The sequence below is a fragment of the Dactylosporangium aurantiacum genome (assembly GCF_000716715.1).
GTDB lineage: Bacteria > Actinomycetota > Actinomycetes > Mycobacteriales > Micromonosporaceae > Dactylosporangium > Dactylosporangium aurantiacum.
Genome location: NZ_JNYJ01000043.1, coordinates 64,527 through 82,430, shown reverse-complemented (window position 1 = coordinate 82,430; position 17,904 = coordinate 64,527). Strand labels below are relative to the sequence as shown.

Sequence of the window (17,904 nt, the reverse complement as noted above, 5' to 3'; positions counted from 1 at the left end):
GCGGCACCGAAGGTGGGCGCGGCACCGAAGGTGGGCGTGGCACCGGCGACGGCGATACGGCGACGGCGAGACGGCAGCGAGATGGGGGCGGCGAGACGGCAGCGACATGGCGGCGGCGAAACGGCAGGGAGATGGGGGCGGCGAGATGGCGGCGACGAGACGGCGGCGGCGGGACGGCGGCGAGATGGCGGCGGCGAGATGGCGGCGGCGAGACGGCGGCGAGACGGCGGCGAGACGGGGGGCGAGACGGGGGGAGACAGGACAGGCAGCGATGGGCCAGCGGCGGCAGAGGCGGCGCGGCTGCGAAGCGCGAACGGCGACCGTGCCCTCCCTCATCTGAACGGAGAGGACAGACCGCCAAGGCCCGAATGGCAGCCTGAACCGCAAGCGGCAACAGCCTCCGTCGTGCGAAGTTCACGAACGCCGCGGGTTGCACCACGACGGCACGAGTGGCGGACCGAACAGCGCGGCCAGCGATGGCGGACCGAACGGCGCGGCCAGCGATGGCGGACCGAACGGCGCGGCCAGCGATGGAGGCCGGCAATGGGGGCCAGCGACGGCGCCCAGTGACGGACTCAGCGCATGGACGGTGCCACGAACGGCAACGGCGAACCGCCACCGTATAGACAGCACGATGAACGGTGAGCGCGGCGGCAGCAGCGACTCGTGACGTTGCCTCGGCCCGGTTCCCGGGAGTGGCATGCCTGACAGCCGCGGCGCCAACACGGGCAGCCGGCGCACTGGACGCAAACCGGGGAAGCGAGGGAAACCGGAACCGGACCCGGACTGGTGGCTTCCCGCAGTGTCAGGCGGCCATGGCGAGCCGCCTCACCAGGTGCCCCGGGATGTCGAGCGCGCAGTCCGGCAACGGGCGGCGGGCGGCGAGCTCTGCTGTCGGCACCACCTCGTGGATGCGGTCGACGCGGAACGAGCGCAGTCCGCCCCGCAAGCGGCACCAGGCGAGCAGATACCAGCCGGCCGGTCCGCCCAGGTAGCCGGCGGGCTCGATGTGGCGGCGGGTGGTGACTCCGAAGCGGTCGGCGTACGCGATGTCGAGGACGCGGCCGGTGGTGAACGCCTCGACGATGGCGGGTGGGACGTGGCGCTGACGGACGTGGCGCTGACGGACGTGGCGCTGACGGACGTGGCGCTGACGGACGTGGCGCTGACGGACGTGGCGCTGACGGACGTGGCGCTGGCGGAGGAGGCGCGGGTCGACGAGGTGCCGGTGAACGAGGCGTGCCCGGAGGACACGTCACCGGACGGGACGTTGTCAGGGGAGGCGCCGGCGGGCGAGGTGCCGGGCGCGGAGGGCGCGCCGGTGGAGGAGGCGCGATCGGAGGGCGCGCCGGTGGAGCAGGCCCGATCGGAGGGCGCGCCAGTGGACGGGACGCTGGCGGGCGGGGCGCCACTGAAGCACGCATCGGCAAAGGGGGCGTCTGCGAAAGAGGCGCCGTCTGGGAGGGCGCCGGCGGAAGCTCCGCCCGAGGACGCGCCTGCGGCGGCGGCTTTCCCTGAGAGGGCCCCTGCGGACGAAGCCCCACCCGACATGACGCCCGTGGACGAAGCCCCACCCGACATGACGCCCGTGCACGAAGCCCCGCCCGACGAGACGCCCGTGGACGAAGCTCCGCCCGAGCAGGCGCCCCTGGAAGGGAAGCCTGCCGGCGAACCGCCGGTGGCGGCGCGGGAGAACGGGGCGGGGCCGGGGTCGGCGCCCTGGACGAGGTGGATGCGGGCGGCCAGGTCCTCGGCGCGGCGGACGTCGGCGGCGGGCATCACGGCGAGGAGCTTGTGCAGGGCGGCGCGGGCGGCGTGGTGGAACGGGGTGCCGTCGAGGCGGTGCAGGGCGACGGCGATCGCGACCGCCTCCGCGGGGGTCATGTTCAGCGGGGGCAGGGTGTGGGAGCGGTCGAGGGCATAGCCGCCGGAGCGGCCGAGGGACACCCAGATCGGGACGCCGGACTGCTGCAGGGCGCTGATGTCGCGCTCCACGGTGCGGGTGGAGACCTCGAAGCGGGTGGCGAGCCAGCGGGCGCTGCGCGGGCGAGGGGCGACCGCGCGCAGCTCCTCGACCAGCGCATACAACCTGTCCGTCCGATTCACGCCGCCACCCTAACCACCAGGTACGACAAAAAAGACGGTAGAGCCAGGTCTACCGGAAGGCGTCCAGCGCGCACCCGTGAGCGCACAACAGCCGCAGCCGTAGGGTCGGGGGCGTGACTGGAGTGTGGCAGGCGATGGCGGGGCGACCGGACCGGTTCCTGCTGTCGAGCTGGCCGTTGCGGTGCCTGCTGTACCTGGTGGGCAGCGTCGCCGTCGGGGTCGGGCTGCTCATGGGGCTCGTGGCCGGCTTGCTGTTCCCGCCGGTGGTGGTGTTCCTGGGGCTGCCGGTGGGGGCGCTGGAGCGGCGGCGGCTGCGGGTGCTCGACCCGGTGCCGGTGGCCAGCCCGCACGCGACGCCGCCGCCCGGGCTGGGTGGGTGGCTCAGGGCGCGGCTCGGGGAGGGGGCGACGTGGCGGGAGCTCGGGTACGTGCTGGCCCTCGCCTCGGTCCTGCTGATCGGCGACCTCGTCAGCCTCGGGCTGCTCCTCAACTGCCTGGCCGTGGCGGCGGCGCCGGCGATCGTGGCGATGGGGGAGCCGTTGGTGTTCGGCCCGTTCGTCGCGGACACCCGCGACGAGGCGCTGGTCGCGATGGTGCTGGCGGTGCCGGCGACGGTGGTGTGCCTGTACGCCCTGGCCGCGCTGGCCGGGACGCAGGCGGCGTTCGCCCGGTGGCTGCTCGCGCCGCGCGACGCGGAGCTCAACCGGCGGGTCGAGGAGCTGGCGCGCTCGCGCGGGCGGCTGGTCAGCGCGTTCGAGGCCGAGCGTCGCAGGATCGAGCGGGACCTGCACGACGGTGCGCAGCAGCACCTGGTGCTGCTGTCGATGACGCTGGGGCTGGCCCGGCTGGAGCTGGCGCCGGACCAGGGCGGCCGGGCGGCGGCCCTGCTGGACGACGCGCAGCGGCAGGCCCGGCAGGCCCTGGCCGCGATCCGGGAGCTGATCCACGGCATCCACCCACAGGTGCTCACCGACCTGGGGTTGCCGGCCGCGGTCGGTGAGCTCGCCGAGCGTTGCCGGCTGCCGGTGCTCGTCGACCTGCCGTTGCCGCGGCGGCTGCCGGCGGCGGTGGAGACGACCGCGTACTTCGTCGTGTGCGAGGCGCTGACGAACGCGGTCAGGCACGCCCGGGCGTCGCGGGTCACGGTCAGCGGGCGGGTCACCGGTGGGCGGCTCACGGTGGCGGTCACCGACGACGGCGCGGGCGGCGCCGACCCGGCCGGCGGGACCGGGCTGCGGGGCCTCGCCGACCGGGCCGCGGTGATGGACGGCACGTTCGCCGTGACCAGCCCGGCCGGCGGACCGACGACGCTGCGGGTGGACCTGCCGTGCGCCCTGACCTAACGTCAGCCGGCGTGACCGCCACCCCAGCCGGCCCGACCGACACCCCAGCCGGCCGAACCGACACCCCAGCCGGCCCGGCCGGCACGCCACCCGACCCGGCCGTCACGCCACCCGACCCGGCCGTCACGCCAGCCGATCCGGCCGCCACCCCAGCCGGCGCGCCGGCGGGCCGGTACCGCATCGTGCTCGCCGACGACGCCGTGCTGCTGCGCGAAGGGGTGGCGAGCCTGCTCGAGCGGTTCGGGCACACGGTCGCCGCCGCCGTCGGGGACGCCGAGGCGCTCCTCGCGGCCGCCGAGCGGCACCGGCCGGATCTCGTCATCACCGACGTACGGATGCCGCCGACCCACACCGACGAAGGGCTGCGCGCCGCCATCGCGCTGCGTGCCGGTGACCCGCAGCCGGCGGTGCTGGTGCTGTCGCAGTACACGGCGACCGCCTACGCCGCCGAGCTCCTCGCGCCCGCCGGGACGGCCGGCGTCGGTTACCTGCTGAAGGACCGGGTCGGTGACATCGCCGACTTCGCCGACGCCGTCGCGCGGGTCGCGGCGGGGGAGACCGTCATCGACCCGGACGTGGTGCGGCAGCTGCTGACGCGGCAGCGCACCACCGACCCGCTGGACCGGTTGACGCCCCGCGAGCGGGAGGTGCTGGGGCTGATGGCGGAGGGGCGGTCCAACGCGTGGATCGCCCGGGCGCTGCACATCGGTGACGCCGCCGTCGCCAAGCACATCGGCAACATCTTCGCGAAGCTGGACCTGCCCGGCGCCGACGAGGGGCACCGTCGCGTGCTCGCCGTCCTCACGTACCTGCGGGCGTAGCCGGCAGGCCCGTCATCGCCGCCGACATCGTCCACAGGCGCGCGGCGTCGTCCGGCGACGGCCGGAACGGTGTCACCGCGCAGTCGTCGCAGTGCCGGCCCGCGGCCTCCGGGGTGATCGCCGCCCACACCTGCGTCGCCGCGCCCTGCGCGGTGGTCTTGAAGTACGGCGCGGCCCGTCCCGCCTCGTCGATCCAGCCGGCCGCCACCATCTCGTCCCGGGTCAGGTGCCGCTGCAGCGGGGTCAGGATCGCGCCGGGATGGGTGGAGCTCGCCCGTACACCCGCCGCCGCCTGACCGAACACGTCCAGCTGCGCGGCGAAGAGGGCGTTCGCGGCCTTCGACTGCCCGTAGGCGGCCCACTTGTCGTAGCCCGTGGTGAAGTGCGGGTCGTCCCAGCGGATCGGCGCGTCGGGCTTCGCGTTGGAGGACACCACGACGACCCGGGCGTCCCGGCCGCGCAGCAGCGCCGGCCACAGGTGGTGCACGAGCGCGAAGTGCCCGAGGTGGTTGATCGCGAACTGCGCCTCCCACCCCGGCCCGACGCGGGTGAGCGGGCACGCCATGATGCCGGCGTTGGCGATCAGGATGTCGACGGTGTCGAAGCCGGCGGCGAACTCGCGGACCTGGTCGAGGTCGGCGAGGTCCAGCCGGCGCACCTCCACGCCGGGCACCGAGGTCACGACGCGGGCGCCGGCGACGACGCGGGCGCCGGCCCGGGCGAGCGCGGTCGCGGTCTCCAGGCCGATGCCGGACGTGCCGCCGGTGACGATCGCGGTCCGGCCGGTCAGGTCGACGCCGCGCAGGACGTCGTCCGCAGTGGGATGGGTCATGCGGCGGACGCTATTTCCTAGACCGTGGTCTAGGTCAACGGCGGTACCCTGCCAGCCATGACGGTCCTCGACACGGCGCTGAGCATCGGCCAGGTCGCCGAGCGCACCGGACTCAGCGTCCACACGTTGCGCATGTACGAGCGGGAAGGGCTCTTCACCACGGAGGTCCGCCGCTCCGCGACCGGCCGGAGGGTCTACTGCCAGGCCGACCTGGACTGGCTCGAGGTGTGCACGAAGCTGCGGGCGACCGGCATGCCGCTGCAGTCGATCCGGCGGTTCGTGGAGCTGGTCAAGGCCGGCCCCGGCAACGAGTCCGAGCGCCTGGAGCTGCTGCGCGAGCACCAGGGCAGGATCGAGCGGCAGCTGGCCGAGCTGCACGACTGTCTCGGCCTGATCGCGGGGAAGGTCGCCACGTACGAGCGGCACGTCGACGTCGGCACCGCCGCGGACCTGTGGACGGGAATTGGGCCCCCCGACTGAACCTTTGGACTCAGGTGCCCACCGGCGGCGGCTCCTAGCGTGGAACGCATCCCGTTCCCCTTCCCGCCAGGAGGAGCATCATGTCCAGACTCAGGCGCGCGGCCGGCGTCCTCGCCGTCGCGCTCGCCGGCGTCACCGTCACCGCGGTCACCATGGCCGACGCGGCGACCACGGTCGTCGTGCAGGCCGAGGCGTACGCCGCGCAGTCCGGCGTCCAGGTCGAGACCACCGTCGACACCGGCGGCGGCCAGAACGTCGCGTACCTCGCCAACGGCGACTGGATGCGGTTCGACGGCGTCGACCTCGGCCCGGCCGGCGGCGTCACCGTCACGGCGCGGGTCGCCTCCGCCACCGGCTCCGGCACCGTGGAGCTGCGCACCGGCTCGGTGAGCGGGCCGCTGCTCGCCCAGTTCCCGATCGCGCCCACCGGCGGCTGGCAGGCGTGGACGACGCTGTCCGCGACCGGCACCCACGCGACGGCGGGCCCGCAGGCGGTGTTCGCGGTCGTGCGGGCCGGCAGCGGCGCCGACTTCGTGAACATCAACTGGTTCTCGTTCACCGGCGTCGGCGGCAGCGGTACCCCGTCCGCCTCCGCGTCCGGCACCGGCTGGGTACGGGTCGACCAGGCGAAGTGGAACGCGCAACTGGCCGCGTTCAACGCGCTGCCGATGGACCCGGCGCCGGCGGACGCGGTGCGCGTCCCGGAGTTCAACGCGTCGTGCACGTACAGCCACTCGCGCAAGGACGACCCGATCGTCTTCCCCGGCCTGCCGGGCGCGTCGCACATGCACAGCTTCATCGGCAACCGCAGCACCGACGCGAACAGCACCACGGACACGCTGCTGGCCAACGCCGGCACCAGCTGCGCGCCGGCGCCGGACCTCTCCGCGTACTGGGTGCCGACGCTGTACGAGCACGGCCAGCCCGTCGAGCCGAAGGCCGTCGTCGTCTACTACGGCTCCCGCCTCACCGACTCCAGCCGGACGGTGCCGTTCCCGCAGGGCTTCCGGATGATCGCCGGCGACGCGAAGCTGCAGGCGCCGACCCCGGCCGGCACGGTCAACCAGTTCTACTGCGCGGGCCCCGGCGGCGAGGCCGGCCGCAGCGCCGACGGCAACTGGCCCCGGTGCGCGCCCGGCGCGTCGCTGCTGTTCCAGCTCGTCTTCCAGGACTGCTGGGACGGTGTGCACCTGGACAGCCCGACCCACAAGGGGCACGTCGCCTACACCAACGACGGCACCTGCCCCGCCGCGTTCCCGGTGGCGATCCCGTCGGTGTCGTTCGTCATCGCGTACCCGACGCCGGGCTCCGCCGACGGGTTCACGCTGTCGTCGGGGATGGCCTCGTCGTTCCACGGCGACGCGTTCCTGGCCTGGGACAACACCGCGCTCGGCAAGCGGGTGAAGAACTGCGTGGTGCAGCGGGCCAAGTGCAACACCGCCGGCACGTTCTGACCTGAGCCGTCCCCCGGCGTCAGCGCAGCTCGATGCGGTTGACGTCGGGGGCCGGTCCGGCGTCGTTGAAGAACCTGACCCAGCTGGTGCCCGCCGGCAGGTGTACCCGCAGCGACACGCTCGCCGGGATGCGCCAGTCGCCGGCGCCGCTGAGGGTCAGGGTGTGCACGGGCCCGTCGCCGACGGACACGCGCAGCGTGCGGGTCTCCGCCGTCTCGTATGTGACGGTCAGGGTCCGCTCGCCGGCCGCCGGGACGTCCGCGACCCGGATCGCCAGGGTGTTCGGCCCGCCGATGTAGCCGACCCGGCTGCCGCCGACGCAGGTCGGGCACTCGATGATCCGGGCGCCGTTGCGCAGGTTGGCCTCGTCGGCCGCGTGCAGGCTGATCGGGGCGAACCCGGCCGACGCCGACGGCTTCGCGGAGGGGGTGCGTGGCACCACCGCCGGCGTGGTGCCGCCCGCCGCCGGGGACGGCGTGGCCGCCGGTTCGGTGGCCGGCGGGGAGGTGCGCGGGGGTGTCGGGGCGGTCGCGGCCGGCGGGTGGTCGCGGCCGTCCGGCAGCACCAGCGGCGGCACGAACGTCGCCGTCGCCGCGACCGCGGCCGCGAGGGCCGCCCAGCCGAGCCGGCGCGGCCACACCCGCCCCTCGGCGTGCACCGTGGCGTCGCCGGTCACCGGCGGCCGGTCCACAGCAGCACGGCCTCCATGCGGCCGCTGACGCCCAGCTTCGTGAAGATGTGGTGCAGGTGGTTCTTCACCGTCTTCTCCGTCAGCAGCAGGCGGTGCGCGATCGCCGCGTTGGACAGCCCTTCCGCGAGCAGGTCGAGCACGTCGCGCTCGCGGCGGGTCAGCCGGAACCGGGCGAGGGTCCGCTCCTGCCGCTCGGCGAGGTCCTCCCGGGACGCCTGCGCCCGCACGGTCGCGGTGGCGACGGCCGCCGCGACCGGCGACAGCCACCCCTGCCCGGCGGCGACGGCGAGCACCGCCCGGCGCAGCTCGTCGGGGTCGAACGCGCCGTGGACGAGGTAGCCGCGGGCGCCGCCGCGCAGCATCGCGCCGATGAGGTCGGCGCCGGCGTCGCTGGTGATGACGAGGACGCCGGTGAGCCGGCTCAGCTCCTCGAGGGCGGAGAGCCCGTCGGCGACCGGCATCCGGTGGTCCAGCAGCGTCACCGCCGGCCGGTGCGCCAGGGCCCGGGCGACGGCCTCGCGCCCGTCGGCGGCCTCGGCGACCACGCGTACACCGTCCAGCCCGTCGAGGTACCCGCGCAGCGCCGCCCGCACGATCGGGTTGTCGTCGACCACCAGCACGTCGATCATGCCGGCACCGTCACCTCGACGGTCGTGCCGCGGCCCGGCGAGGACGCGACGTGCAGGCTGCCGTTGACGGTGGCGGCCCGCTCGTACATGCCGATCAGCCCGAAGTGCCGGGCGGCGCGCAGCTGCGCCAGGTCGGCGGGCAGCCCGAAGCCGCGCCCGTCGTCGTGGACCCGCAGCTCCAGCCGGCCCGGGACGCCGCGGACGGCGACGCCGACCTGCCGGGCCGAGGCGTGCCGGGCCACGTTCTGCAGCGCCTCCTGCAGGATGCGGCACAGCTCGTACCGCACCGCGACCGGCGGGTCGACCGGTGCCGCGGCGAGGCGGACCGGGATGCCGTGCGCCTGCGACCACCGCCGGCAGATCTCCTCGACGATGCCGGCGAAGTCGCCGTCGGGCGTGTCGAGGCGCAGGCCGTCGACGAGCTCCCGGGCCTCCTGCGCGGCGGCCTCCGCGCCGCGGGACACGGTGCCGGCGAGCTGCTCGGCCAGGTCCGGGTGGCGGCGCAGCGACTGGGGCAGGGCGAGCGCGGCGAAGGACACGCCGCGCAGCGTCTTGGTGACGGAGTCGTGCAGCTCCCGGGCGAGGCGGGCGCGTTCGGAGGCGGCCGCGGTACGTTGCGCCGACGCGACCACCCGCACCGACAGCTCCATGTACCGGCGCAGCGCCGCGGTGGCGACGGCGGCCCCGGCCGCGGCGAGCACGCACGCGATCGGGAACGCCAGCACGAAGCCGGCGAGGCGCGGGTCGGCGCCGGTGGGCAGGACCGCGGCGGCGACGGTGTAGCCGAGCGCGGTGTGCGCCGCCGCGGGCAGCAGCGCCCACATGCCGGCGAGGGCCCCGGCGAGCGCGGACGCGCCGACGGCGCAGCAGGAGTAGGTGACGCCGCCCCCGTCGAGGGCGAGGACGCCGAGCACGGCGGCGGTGTCGGCGGCGAGCACGGGCACCGGGTGGCCGGCGACGTGCGGGTGGCGCGACAGCACGGCGAGCCCGGCGGCGGTGGTCACCGCGACGAGGGCGAGCGCGGCCAGCAGCGGGCGGGGGTCGGCGACCAGCCGCAGCCCGGCGGCGCCGGCGGTCAGCGTGACGGCCGCCCGGCCGAGCAGCACCGCACGTCCGAGGGCGGCCGGTGCCACCACCCTGTCGACATGCTGCCCCACGGCCGGGACTCTACGCCCCGCGGCGCCGCCGGACATAGACGCGAGTCGGCGCCCCACCCGTGGTGCGGGTGGGGCGCCGGGCCGTGCGTCCGGCGGTTAGGGCAGGACGTAGTCCGCGTTGAGCGCCGCGCCCCGCTCCGGCTTGTACTGGTCGTAGCCGCGCGGGTCGCACTGCAGGCCACCGTTGATGCAGTGGGTGGTCAGCGCGGCCAGGGTGGGCGCGTCCCAGGCGTTGTACACGTCGTAGTGGAACGAGTACCCGCGGCCGCTGGAGAACGCCACGTTCGCCATGTTGCCGCTGACCGGCCACGCCATCTTGAACTCGATCATGTTGACCGCGACCGGGTGCGACGACGGGCAGACCCCGACGACCGGGTAGGCCATGTGCGCCTTGTGGTCGGGGGAGTCCAGGTGCAGCCCGTCCCAGCAGCTCGGGGCCTGGAACCGGACGTTGAGCTGGCTGCCCACGGCGCAGTTGGCCGGGATGTCCCACTGGCGGACCAGGTCACCGCACTCGAAGCCCTCGACCGCGCCCGGGTGGTTCTTGAACTGGTCGAGCGTGGAGGACGGGCTGCCCACGACGAACCGCAGACCGGCCGGCATCGGGCGGACGCTGCGGTAGTCGAGCACGCCGCTCTTGTAGTAGATGACCTGGCGGCCGACGGGCTGCACGGCGACGCCGTTGTTGAGCAGGGTCGGCATCCAGTACGCGGTCTTGTCGCCCGGCGTGATGCAGGCGGTGCCACCGGCCTGCAGCGACGGCAGGGTCGTGTTCGCGTTGGTGGTGGTGTTGCCCATGAAGGTGTGCGAGTGCGACGCGCCCGGCAGGCCGAAGAACACGATCGGGTCGTCGTTGAGGTTGCTGCGGCTGACCGCGCAGTTGGCCTGGAACTCGTGGTGGGTCGTCGGCGGGTTCGTCGCCGGCGGGGTCGCCGTCGACGGGGTCACGCCGATGACCGGGTTCGGGGCGTCGACCCAGCCGGGGCCGCTGGTCGGCGGCTGGGTCCCGGTGGACGTGCCGTACACCTTGAACTCCCACAGCGAGTAGCCGTAGCCGGTGCCGCGCTGCGTGCCGTACATCCGCACGTAGCGGCCGGAGCCGTTGACGTTGAGCGTCTGCGTGCCGCCGGTGCCGGTGGTGGTGCTGTAGATGCTCGTCCAGGCGTTGCCGTCGGGCGAGGTCTGGATCTGGAACGCCTTGGCGTACGCGTTCTCCCACTGCAGCACGACCTGGGTGATGCTCGCCGTGGCGCCGAGGTCGACGCGCAGCCACTGCGGGTCGCTCCACTGGCTGCCCCAGCGGGTGCCCGGGTTGTTGTCGAACGCGCCGGCCGGCGGCGACTCGCCGAGCTCCTGCGAGGACGCGAGGGCCGGCTTGTTGAGCGAGAGCAGGGTGGTGTCGGCGGCGTCGGCGGCCGTGAGCTGGATCGCGCCGACGACCATCGACGCGACCACCGCGGTGGTGACCCCGATGGGGGTCAGGATTCTTCTGAGCCGTCTTGTGTTCATGGAGCTCCCAGGGGTGTGGGCGGGTGCCGGCTCCGGCGGGGAACCAGTGGCGGGAAGCGCCGCTTTGGAGAGCGCTCTCCCAAATGTTGCGCCCGCCTGGCCGGTCCGTCAATACGTTCCGACGTCCTGCCGGTGCGAAGTTGGACATTTCGCCCCTAGCTCAGGGGAATTTAAGCCTTGGATGGAGAGCGCTCTCCGGTTCTCGGTGCGCTGAGGGCTGTTGGTTGTGGTTCGCGTGCGGGACCGATGGGCCATGTGTATTTCGCTGGTGAGTGCTGCGGCCTTCGTGGTTCCGCGTGGCCTGGCGGCCGCGCGACTGGGTGGCGTGGTCGCGGTCCGTGCTGCACCACCGCACCGAGCCCCTCGCGGGATTACGTCCCCGTCGCATTGCTGCCGCCGGTCGGGCCTGTGACGGACGGCGGTTTACAGCCAGCCGTGGCGGTGGGCGAGGGCGTACGCCTCGGCGCGGTCGGCGACGCCGAGCTTCTGGGTGGCGGCGGCCAGGTAGTTGCGGACCGTGCCGGCGGACAGGTTCGTCCGGCGGGCGATGACCGCGGTCGGGGTGCCGTGCTCGGCGAGCCGCAGCACGTCCAGCTCGCGGGGGGGTGAGCGGGCACGGCGGGGTGGCGAGGGCGTCGGCGGCGAGGGCGGGGTCGACGTACCGGCCGCCGCCGTGCACCCGGCGGATCACGTCGGCGAGGGCGCCGCCCGGGGCGCCCTTCACCAGGAAGCCCTTCGCGCCGGCGGCGAGTGCCCGGGCCGGGTGGGCGGGGCGGCCCCGGCCGGTGAGGATCACCACCGCGCACTCCGGCAGCGCCCGGGTCAGTTCGGCGGTGACCTGCAGCCCGTCGAGGGCCGGCATCTCCAGGTCGACGACGGCCACGTCGGGCCGGTGCGCCAGGGCCGCGTCCAGGGCCGCCCGGCCGTCGGCGGCCTGCGCGACGACGTCGAGGTCCGCCTCCAGGCCGAGCAGCGCGGCGAGGGCGGCCCGGATCAGCTCCTCGTCGTCGGCGAGCAGGACCCGGATCACGCGGTGGCCCGCAGCTCGAACCGGTCGCCGTCGACCCGGTGGGTGATGGTGCCGCCGGCCTCGGCGAGGCGCTCGGCCAGCCCGCGAAGGCCGTGACCGTGCGGGTCGGCGCCGTCCTGGGTACGTGCTCCGGCGCCGTCGTTGGTGATCGTGAGCGTGGTGCCGGGCGGGCCGGCCGCGACGTCGATGGTGCACCAGGTGGCGCTGCTGTGCCGCAGGAGGTTGGTGACGGCCTCGCGCAGCACCGCGGCGAGCTGGGCGGCCGGTGCCGGCGGCACGGTGCCGCGGGCGGTGACGGTGCAGCGGACGCCGCAGGAGTCCAGCAGCCGGCGGACGTCGTCGAGCTGGGCGGTGAGGTCCACGCTGTCGCGGTACCCGTGGACGGCGGCGCGGACGTCGGTGAGCGCCCCGGCGGCGAGGCGCTGCGCCTCGGCGGCCTCCTGGGCGGCGCGGCCGGCGTCGACGGCGGCGAGCCGGGCGGCGAGCTCCGCCTTCAGCGCGATGACGGTCAGGCTGTGGCCGAGCAGGTCGTGCACGTCACGGGCGAAGCGCAGCCGCTCCTCGGCCGCGGCGAGCGACGCCTGGGCGGTCCGGCCCTGGTCGAGGTCGAGCAGCAGGTCCCAGAACCACAGCTGCAGCCGGTTCACGAGGGCGACGGCCGCGCCGACGGCGGCGGTGAGCAGCACCGGCCAGGCCACGTCGTGCCGCCACCCGCCGAGGCCCGCGGCGACCAGCGGCGGGGCGAGCGCGGCGAGCAGGGCGGCGCCCCGGTGGCCGAGCAGCGGGGCGGTGCCGACGACGGTGGCGCCGATCCACGCCCAGGCGCGCGGGCCGGCCGTGGCGCCGACCAGCGGGACGGAGAGGGCGGCGGCTGCCGCGTACCACAGCAGCCGCCGGGTCCTCGTCGTCTCCGGCAGCCACGGGGTGAGCGCCGCGTGCAGGGCCGCGGCGTGCGCGGCGGCGAAGGCCAGGACCCCGGCGAGCGCGAGCGGCACCTGGTGGCCTCCGCGCAGCACGACCCACCCCGGCGCGAGGAGGCTGCCGGCCACGCCGGTGGCGAGCGCGGCGAGCGCGACGTGCCGGGCCCGGCGCAGCCGCCGGTCTGCGGGTCGCGTCGCCATCAGCCGATGCTAACGGCGGCGGCCACCAGGGAGGCGGCGACGAGCAGGTCGAAGGGCAGGCAGCAGTCGACGTACCAGCGCGGCACCACCGAACCGTCGCGGTGCGCCCAGTCCCAGGCGGCGTGGCCGACCCAGCCGGCGGCGAGCACGAACTGGCCGACGACCGGGTCGAGCAGCAGCGTGACGGCCGCGACGCCGGTGAAGATCGCCAACCCGGCGAGCTGCCGGCGCCTGGGCGCGCGGCGCAGGTGGGCGGCGACGAGGTAGCCGAGCGCGACGAGCGGCAGGATCCAGGTGATCGGCCCGCTGGGGTCGAACGGGCCGAGGTCGGCGAGGCCGAGCACGCCGAGGAGGACGCCGGCGTGCACGCCGGGGCGGTGCAGGAGTCGTGTCATGCCCTGACGGTGCGCCCCGGCGGCGGCACGGGGCAGGTGCGCGGTGTCACCGGATCCCCGTGCGTTCTGCCCGGGTGATATGCGTCGGATGTACGCACACAGGGTGTTTACGCTGATACGTTCCGTATAGGTGGTTCGACGGCTGGTCATCGGGGCGCGAACGGAGGACGAGACATGCGGCGTGAGATCCAGCGCATCCTGCACGTCACCGGGGCGATGGGCGGCGGCGTCGCCGGCGCGGTCGTCGAGTTCGTCCGGTCGACCCCGCAGTTCGAGCACCACCTGGTGTTCCGGCGGCGGCCCGGCAGCGAGGTCCCGGTCCGGTACGAGGACCTGTTCGCCGGCAGCCGCGACGCCGGCGCGGGGCAGGTCCGCCTGGCCCGGGCGCTGCGCGAGACGCTGCCCGCCGTCGCGCCGCACGTCGTGCACCTGCACGGCACCTGGGCCGGACTGGTCGGAAGGACCGTGATCCCGGCGGTGGCCCGCTCCGCGACCGGGCCGGCGATCCTGTTCACGCCGCACTGCTTCAGCTTCGAGCGCACCGGTGTGCCGGCGCTCGTCACGCACCTGCGAAGGGCCGCCGAGCGGGCCGTGGCCGCCTCCACCGACCTCGCCGTCTGCGTCAGCCCCCGCGAGGCGCGGCTCGCCGAGGAGCTGGGCATGCCGGCCGTCGTCGTGCCCAACACCACCCGGGCCCGCACCGCCCGGCCCGACCGCCACCGCCACGACGGCTCGATCGTCACCGTCGGCCGGGTCTGCGCGCAGAAGGATCCCGCCTTCCTGCTGCGGGTCAAGGCCCTGCTCGACCGCGACGGTCGGCTCGCCGGCAGCGGCGTGACCTGGACCTGGGTCGGCGGTGGCGATCCGCGCGGGGAGGCCGCCCTGCGCGCCGCGGGGGTCCGCGTGACCGGCTGGCGGTCACCCGCCGAGGTGCGCAACCATCTCGCCGCCGCCGACGTGTACCTGCACACCGCCGCCTGGGAGAGCTGCCCGCTGCCGCTGCTGGAGGCGGCCGCGGCCGGGCTGCCGCTGGTCGCCCGCAGCATCCCCGCGCTGGACTCCCTCGGCCTCGACCCGGACCTGGGCTCCGCCGAGGCGGTCGCCGCCGAGCTCGGCACGGTCCTCACCACCGGCCGCCCGGGCCGCCCCCGGCTGCAGGAGGCGTTCGCGGCCCGGCACACCCCGCAGGCGCAGGCGGCCGCCCTCGCCGACGCGTACGCCCGCGTGCTCGGCCCGGTCCCGGCCCCGCCGCTCACCCGGGTGGGTTGACGTGCGCGTCCCGGCGCCGGCCCGGGTCGTTGTGCCGGTTCAGGGGCGCCTTCGGTGCCGTCAGCACGGTTCCGCGGAGGTGGTCGGCCGGTGAGCGTCACGGTCAGCGTCATCATGCCCGTCCACGACCCCGCCGGATCGCCGGGCGGTCCTGCCGGCGACGCCGGGCAGGTCGGGCGGGCGCTCGGGTCGGTGCTCGCGACGCGGGTGCCCGACGGCGTCACCGTCGAGCTGCTCGTGGTCGACGACGCCACCCCCGCCGCGGCCACCGCCCTGGCGGCCGTGCGGGGCGGGGCGCCGTTCCCGGTGCGGGTCCTGCGCCACGACGTGCCGCGCGGCCGGTCCGCCGCCCGCAACACGGGGCTGGCCGCGGCGACCGGCGACTACGTCTGGTTCGTCGGCGGCGACGACTGGGTCGACCCGGGGCTGCTCGCCGCGCTCACCTCGGCGACGCCGGACGCCGACATCGTGGTGGCCGGCACGGTGCCGGTGACCGAGGACGGCGTCACCGGCCCGCCGCTGCCCCGCCGCGCCACCGGCGCCGTGTGGACCGGACCGCAGGCCGTCGAGGAGTTCCTGTACCAGCGCATCCGGGCGGGCGTGACGAACAAGCTCATCCGCCGGGACCTGCTGGACGGCCTGTCGTTCCCGACCGGCCCGCGGCACGAGGACGTCGCCGTCATGGCGTGGCTGCTGCTGCGGGCGCGGACCGTCGCGTACGTCGCCGGCCCCGCGTACTTCCACCTGCGCCGCCCCGTCGCCGGCTACGACCCGCGCGTCGCCGACCGGGCCGCCGCCGTCGACGAGGCGCTGTTCGTCCTCGCCGGCGCCGGGTCGCCCGCGGCCCGGCTGCACTTCCGCCTGCGCGCCGGTGCCCTCGCCGTCGCCGGTGCCGCGGCCCGCTCGACACCCGGCGAGCTGTCCGTGCCCGCGTGGGACGCCGTCTGCGCCGCCCGCCGCGCCGTGCGCCCCCGCGACGCCTGGACCGCGCTGCGTCACCGGCAGCCGCTGCTCGCCGCCGGGGTGCTGCTGATCAGGCTCGCCCCCGCGCTGTACGTCCGGCTGTACCGCGCCGCCCGCGCCGCCGACCGCCACCGCGACGACCGCCGCGGCCGCCCGTGGCGCGACGCCGCGGCCGCCGTCCCGGTGCCCGCCGCGGTCCAGGCCACCCAGGCGATCCAGGCCGCCGCGGGCGCCGACGCGGACGACGCCGACCAGGCCGTCCCGGCCGGCGACCCGGGCACCGGCGCCGACCAGCAGCGGCCTGCCGGCGGCCTCGTCGGGGCCGAGCAGGGCTGACCCGGGCCGCGACCGGCCCGCCGTCACAGGCGCGGCGGGGCGGCGATCCCGAGCAGCCCGAGGCCGGTCGCCAGGGTCCGGGCCGTCAGCGCGCACAGCGCGACCCGTTGCGCCCGCAGCGGCGGCGGGGCCTTCAGCACCGGGCACCGCTCGTAGAACGCCGTCACGGTCTGCGCCAGGTCGTGGAGGTACGCGCACAGCCGGTGCGGCTCGCAGCCGCCCGCGACGCCGGTGAGCACGTCGCCGAACCCGTCCAGCCGCAGGATCAACGCCCGCTCCACGTCCTGCAACGCCCCGCCGGCCGGGTCGAAGGGCGCCGGGTCGCCGGCCCTGGCCAGGATCGAGCACAGCCGGGCGTGCGCGTACTGCAGGTACACGCCGGTGTTGCCGGTCAGCGCCATCATCCGGTCCGGGTCGTACAGGTAGTCGCGGGTCCGGCTGGTGGACAGGTCGGCGTACTTGACCGCGCCGATCCCGACGTCCCGGGCCCGCGCCGCCACGTCGTCCGGGCCGAGCGCCGGGTTCTTCGCCGCGACGACGGCCGCGGCCCGCTCGACCGCCTCGGTGAGGAGCCCGACCAGCGGCGCCGTGTCCCCGGACCGGGTCTTGAACGGCCGGCCGTCCGCGCCGAGCACCATGCCGAACGCGGCGTGCACCGCCTCGACCTCCGGCGGCAGCCAGCCGGCCCGCCGCGCGGCGTCGAACACCATCCGGAAGTGCGGCGCCTGCCGCGCGTCGACGACGTACACGATCCGGCCGGCGTGCAGGGCGGCGACCCGGTGCCGGACGGCCGCCAGGTCGGTGGCGGGGTAGCCGTACCCGCCGTCGCTCTTGCGCACGATGAGCGGCGCGGCACCGGGGTCGCCCGCGTCGAACACGCACAGCGCGCCGTCGCTGACCCGGGCGACGCCGAGCCGCTCCAGGTCCGCCGCGACCCCGGCCAGCATCGGGTTGTAGCTGCTCTCACCGGCGATGTCGGCATCGGTCAGCAGGACGCCGAGCCGCTCGTACACGTCGGAGAAGTACCGCGTCGACTCCAGCACCATCGCCCGCCACGCGGCGAGGCTGGCCGGGTCGCCGCCCTGCAGCGCCACCACCCGCCGCCGGCACCGCTGCGCGAACGCCGGGTCGCGCTGGAAGAGGGCGTAGGCGGTCCGGTACCGCACGGTCAGCGCCGACGTGTCCGCCGGGTGCTCGTCGAGGTACTGGATGAGCATCCCGTACTGGGTGCCCCAGTCGCCGATGTGGTTCTGCCGCACGACGGTGCCGCCGAGATGGGTCAGCACCCGGGCCAGGGCGTCCCCGATGATCGTCGAGCGGAGGTGCCCGACGTGCATCTCCTTCGCCACGTTCGGGTGCGAGTAGTCCAGCACGGTCCGCGCCCCGGCGGCGGGCAGCCCCACCCCGAGTCGCGGGTCGGCGAGCCGTGCCGCGACCCGCTCCAGCAGCGCGGTGGTGCTCAGCGTGAGGTTGACGAACCCGGGCCCGGTCACCCGCAGGCCGGCGATGAGCCCGTCGCCGTCGAGCCGCGCGGCGACCTCGGCGGCGAGCTGCCGCGGGTCGCGCCGCAGCGCCCGGGCGGCGCCGAGGACACCGTCGGCCTGCAGGTCGGCGTGCTCGGAGAGGCGGATCTGCGGGTCGAAGCCGGCGTCGGGCAGCGCGGCGGCGAACCGGTCGGTGAGCAGGGCAGCGAACGACGGCACGACCATCGTGGGACTCCAGACGGGAGCGGGGCAGGACGGGACGGACGGTGGGGTGTCACCGTCGT

The 17,904-nt window shown here is 75.7% G+C and carries 15 protein-coding genes and 3 pseudogenes; 6 read left to right on the top strand and 12 right to left on the bottom strand.

The window, feature by feature from the left end:
* Positions 1 to 961 precede the first annotated feature (961 nt).
* Positions 962 to 1,051 (bottom strand): annotated as a pseudogene (locus OP18_RS61195) (transcriptional regulator); the annotation flags it as partial.
* 929 nt (positions 1,052 to 1,980) lie between these two features.
* A pseudogene (locus tag OP18_RS61190) lies at positions 1,981 to 2,106 on the bottom strand (transcriptional regulator); the annotation flags it as partial.
* A gap of 113 nt (positions 2,107 to 2,219) precedes the next feature.
* Here OP18_RS61190 and OP18_RS38015 point away from each other — a divergent pair.
* Entirely contained in the window at positions 2,220 to 3,449 is a 1,230-nt protein-coding gene (locus tag OP18_RS38015) for a sensor histidine kinase (protein ID WP_245635664.1), read from the top strand.
* Positions 3,450 to 3,628: 179 nt separating this feature from the next.
* Entirely contained in the window at positions 3,629 to 4,270 is a 642-nt protein-coding gene (locus OP18_RS38010; protein ID WP_211273807.1) for a response regulator, read from the top strand.
* Here the strand turns inward: OP18_RS38010 and OP18_RS38005 are convergent.
* Positions 4,251 to 5,102, bottom strand: coding sequence for an SDR family NAD(P)-dependent oxidoreductase (locus OP18_RS38005; RefSeq protein WP_052387941.1), 852 nt, complete (start codon positions 5,100 to 5,102; stop codon positions 4,251 to 4,253). The genes OP18_RS38010 and OP18_RS38005 overlap by 20 nt on opposite strands.
* A gap of 57 nt (positions 5,103 to 5,159) precedes the next feature.
* Between OP18_RS38005 and OP18_RS38000 the strand changes: the two genes are divergently transcribed.
* Together OP18_RS38000 and OP18_RS37995 are read left to right on the top strand one after the other, a co-directional pair.
* Entirely contained in the window at positions 5,160 to 5,582 is a 423-nt protein-coding gene (locus OP18_RS38000; protein ID WP_033364009.1) for a MerR family transcriptional regulator, read from the top strand.
* A gap of 80 nt (positions 5,583 to 5,662) precedes the next feature.
* On the top strand, positions 5,663 to 7,036 hold the full coding sequence (locus OP18_RS37995) for a DUF1996 domain-containing protein (RefSeq protein ID WP_033364008.1): 1,374 nt from the start codon (positions 5,663 to 5,665) through the stop codon (positions 7,034 to 7,036).
* 19 nt (positions 7,037 to 7,055) lie between these two features.
* Here the strand turns inward: OP18_RS37995 and OP18_RS37990 are convergent, their stop codons facing one another.
* The 8 genes and pseudogenes from OP18_RS37990 to OP18_RS53615 all read right to left on the bottom strand — a co-directional run bounded on the left by OP18_RS37990 (position 7,056) and on the right by OP18_RS53615 (position 13,568).
* On the bottom strand, positions 7,056 to 7,727 hold the full coding sequence (locus tag OP18_RS37990; protein ID WP_033364007.1) for a carbohydrate-binding protein: 672 nt from the start codon (positions 7,725 to 7,727) through the stop codon (positions 7,056 to 7,058).
* Positions 7,709 to 8,356 (bottom strand): LuxR C-terminal-related transcriptional regulator, encoded by a 648-nt coding sequence (locus OP18_RS37985; RefSeq protein WP_033364006.1) that lies wholly within the window; start codon positions 8,354 to 8,356, stop codon positions 7,709 to 7,711. Before OP18_RS37985 ends, OP18_RS37990 begins: the two co-directional genes overlap by 19 nt.
* Positions 8,353 to 9,513 carry a sensor histidine kinase gene (locus OP18_RS53620; RefSeq protein ID WP_156090079.1) on the bottom strand — a complete coding sequence of 387 codons (1,161 nt, stop codon included), beginning with the start codon at positions 9,511 to 9,513 and terminating at the stop codon, positions 8,353 to 8,355. The genes OP18_RS37985 and OP18_RS53620 overlap by 4 nt, the downstream gene beginning before the upstream one ends.
* 96 nt (positions 9,514 to 9,609) lie before the next feature.
* Positions 9,610 to 11,022: a DUF1996 domain-containing protein gene (locus tag OP18_RS37975; protein WP_033364005.1), complete on the bottom strand. Its 1,413-nt coding sequence runs from the start codon at positions 11,020 to 11,022 to the stop codon at positions 9,610 to 9,612.
* Positions 11,023 to 11,445: 423 nt separating this feature from the next.
* Positions 11,446 to 11,610, bottom strand: a complete 165-nt coding sequence (locus tag OP18_RS62700; protein ID WP_425388686.1) for a response regulator transcription factor — start codon at positions 11,608 to 11,610, stop codon at positions 11,446 to 11,448.
* Positions 11,611 to 11,773: 163 nt separating this feature from the next.
* Positions 11,774 to 12,052: pseudogene (locus tag OP18_RS62695) on the bottom strand (response regulator); the annotation flags it as partial.
* The gene (locus tag OP18_RS37965; protein ID WP_033364004.1) at positions 12,049 to 13,173 is read right to left on the bottom strand and encodes a sensor histidine kinase; all 1,125 of its coding nucleotides are present in this window, start codon (positions 13,171 to 13,173) and stop codon (positions 12,049 to 12,051) included. The gene OP18_RS37965 and the pseudogene OP18_RS62695, both read right to left, overlap by 4 nt.
* Entirely contained in the window at positions 13,173 to 13,568 is a 396-nt protein-coding gene (locus OP18_RS53615; protein ID WP_156090078.1) for a hypothetical protein, read from the bottom strand. Before OP18_RS53615 ends, OP18_RS37965 begins: the two co-directional genes overlap by 1 nt.
* Before the next feature lie 174 nt (positions 13,569 to 13,742).
* On the opposite strand from OP18_RS53615, the gene OP18_RS37955 reads away from it, so the two are divergent.
* Complete coding sequence (locus tag OP18_RS37955) at positions 13,743 to 14,837, top strand: glycosyltransferase family 4 protein (RefSeq protein WP_033364003.1); 1,095 nt, start codon at positions 13,743 to 13,745, stop codon at positions 14,835 to 14,837.
* 90 nt (positions 14,838 to 14,927) lie between these two features.
* Positions 14,928 to 16,136: a glycosyltransferase family 2 protein gene (locus OP18_RS37950; protein WP_033364002.1), complete on the top strand. Its 1,209-nt coding sequence runs from the start codon at positions 14,928 to 14,930 to the stop codon at positions 16,134 to 16,136.
* A 23-nt stretch (positions 16,137 to 16,159) separates the two neighbouring features.
* On the opposite strand, the gene argS is transcribed toward OP18_RS37950, so the two are convergent.
* On the bottom strand, positions 16,160 to 17,845 hold the full coding sequence (argS, locus tag OP18_RS37945; protein WP_033364001.1) for an arginine--tRNA ligase: 1,686 nt from the start codon (positions 17,843 to 17,845) through the stop codon (positions 16,160 to 16,162).
* Positions 17,846 to 17,904 lie beyond the last annotated feature (59 nt).

Excerpts from the sequence above, each read along its gene's own strand:
- OP18_RS37965 (WP_033364004.1), bottom strand. The coding sequence starts at position 13,173 with ATGGCGACGCGACCCGCAGACCGGCGGCTGCGCCGGGCCCGGCACGTC.
- OP18_RS37995 (WP_033364008.1), top strand. The coding sequence starts at position 5,663 with ATGTCCAGACTCAGGCGCGCGGCCGGCGTCCTCGCCGTCGCGCTCGCC.
- OP18_RS37985 (WP_033364006.1), bottom strand. The coding sequence starts at position 8,356 with ATGATCGACGTGCTGGTGGTCGACGACAACCCGATCGTGCGGGCGGCG.
- OP18_RS38000 (WP_033364009.1), top strand. The coding sequence starts at position 5,160 with ATGACGGTCCTCGACACGGCGCTGAGCATCGGCCAGGTCGCCGAGCGC.
- OP18_RS37975 (WP_033364005.1), bottom strand. The coding sequence starts at position 11,022 with ATGAACACAAGACGGCTCAGAAGAATCCTGACCCCCATCGGGGTCACC.
- OP18_RS38005 (WP_052387941.1), bottom strand. The coding sequence starts at position 5,102 with ATGACCCATCCCACTGCGGACGACGTCCTGCGCGGCGTCGACCTGACC.
- argS (WP_033364001.1), bottom strand. The coding sequence starts at position 17,845 with ATGGTCGTGCCGTCGTTCGCTGCCCTGCTCACCGACCGGTTCGCCGCC.
- OP18_RS53615 (WP_156090078.1), bottom strand. The coding sequence starts at position 13,568 with ATGACACGACTCCTGCACCGCCCCGGCGTGCACGCCGGCGTCCTCCTC.
- OP18_RS37955 (WP_033364003.1), top strand. The coding sequence starts at position 13,743 with ATGCGGCGTGAGATCCAGCGCATCCTGCACGTCACCGGGGCGATGGGC.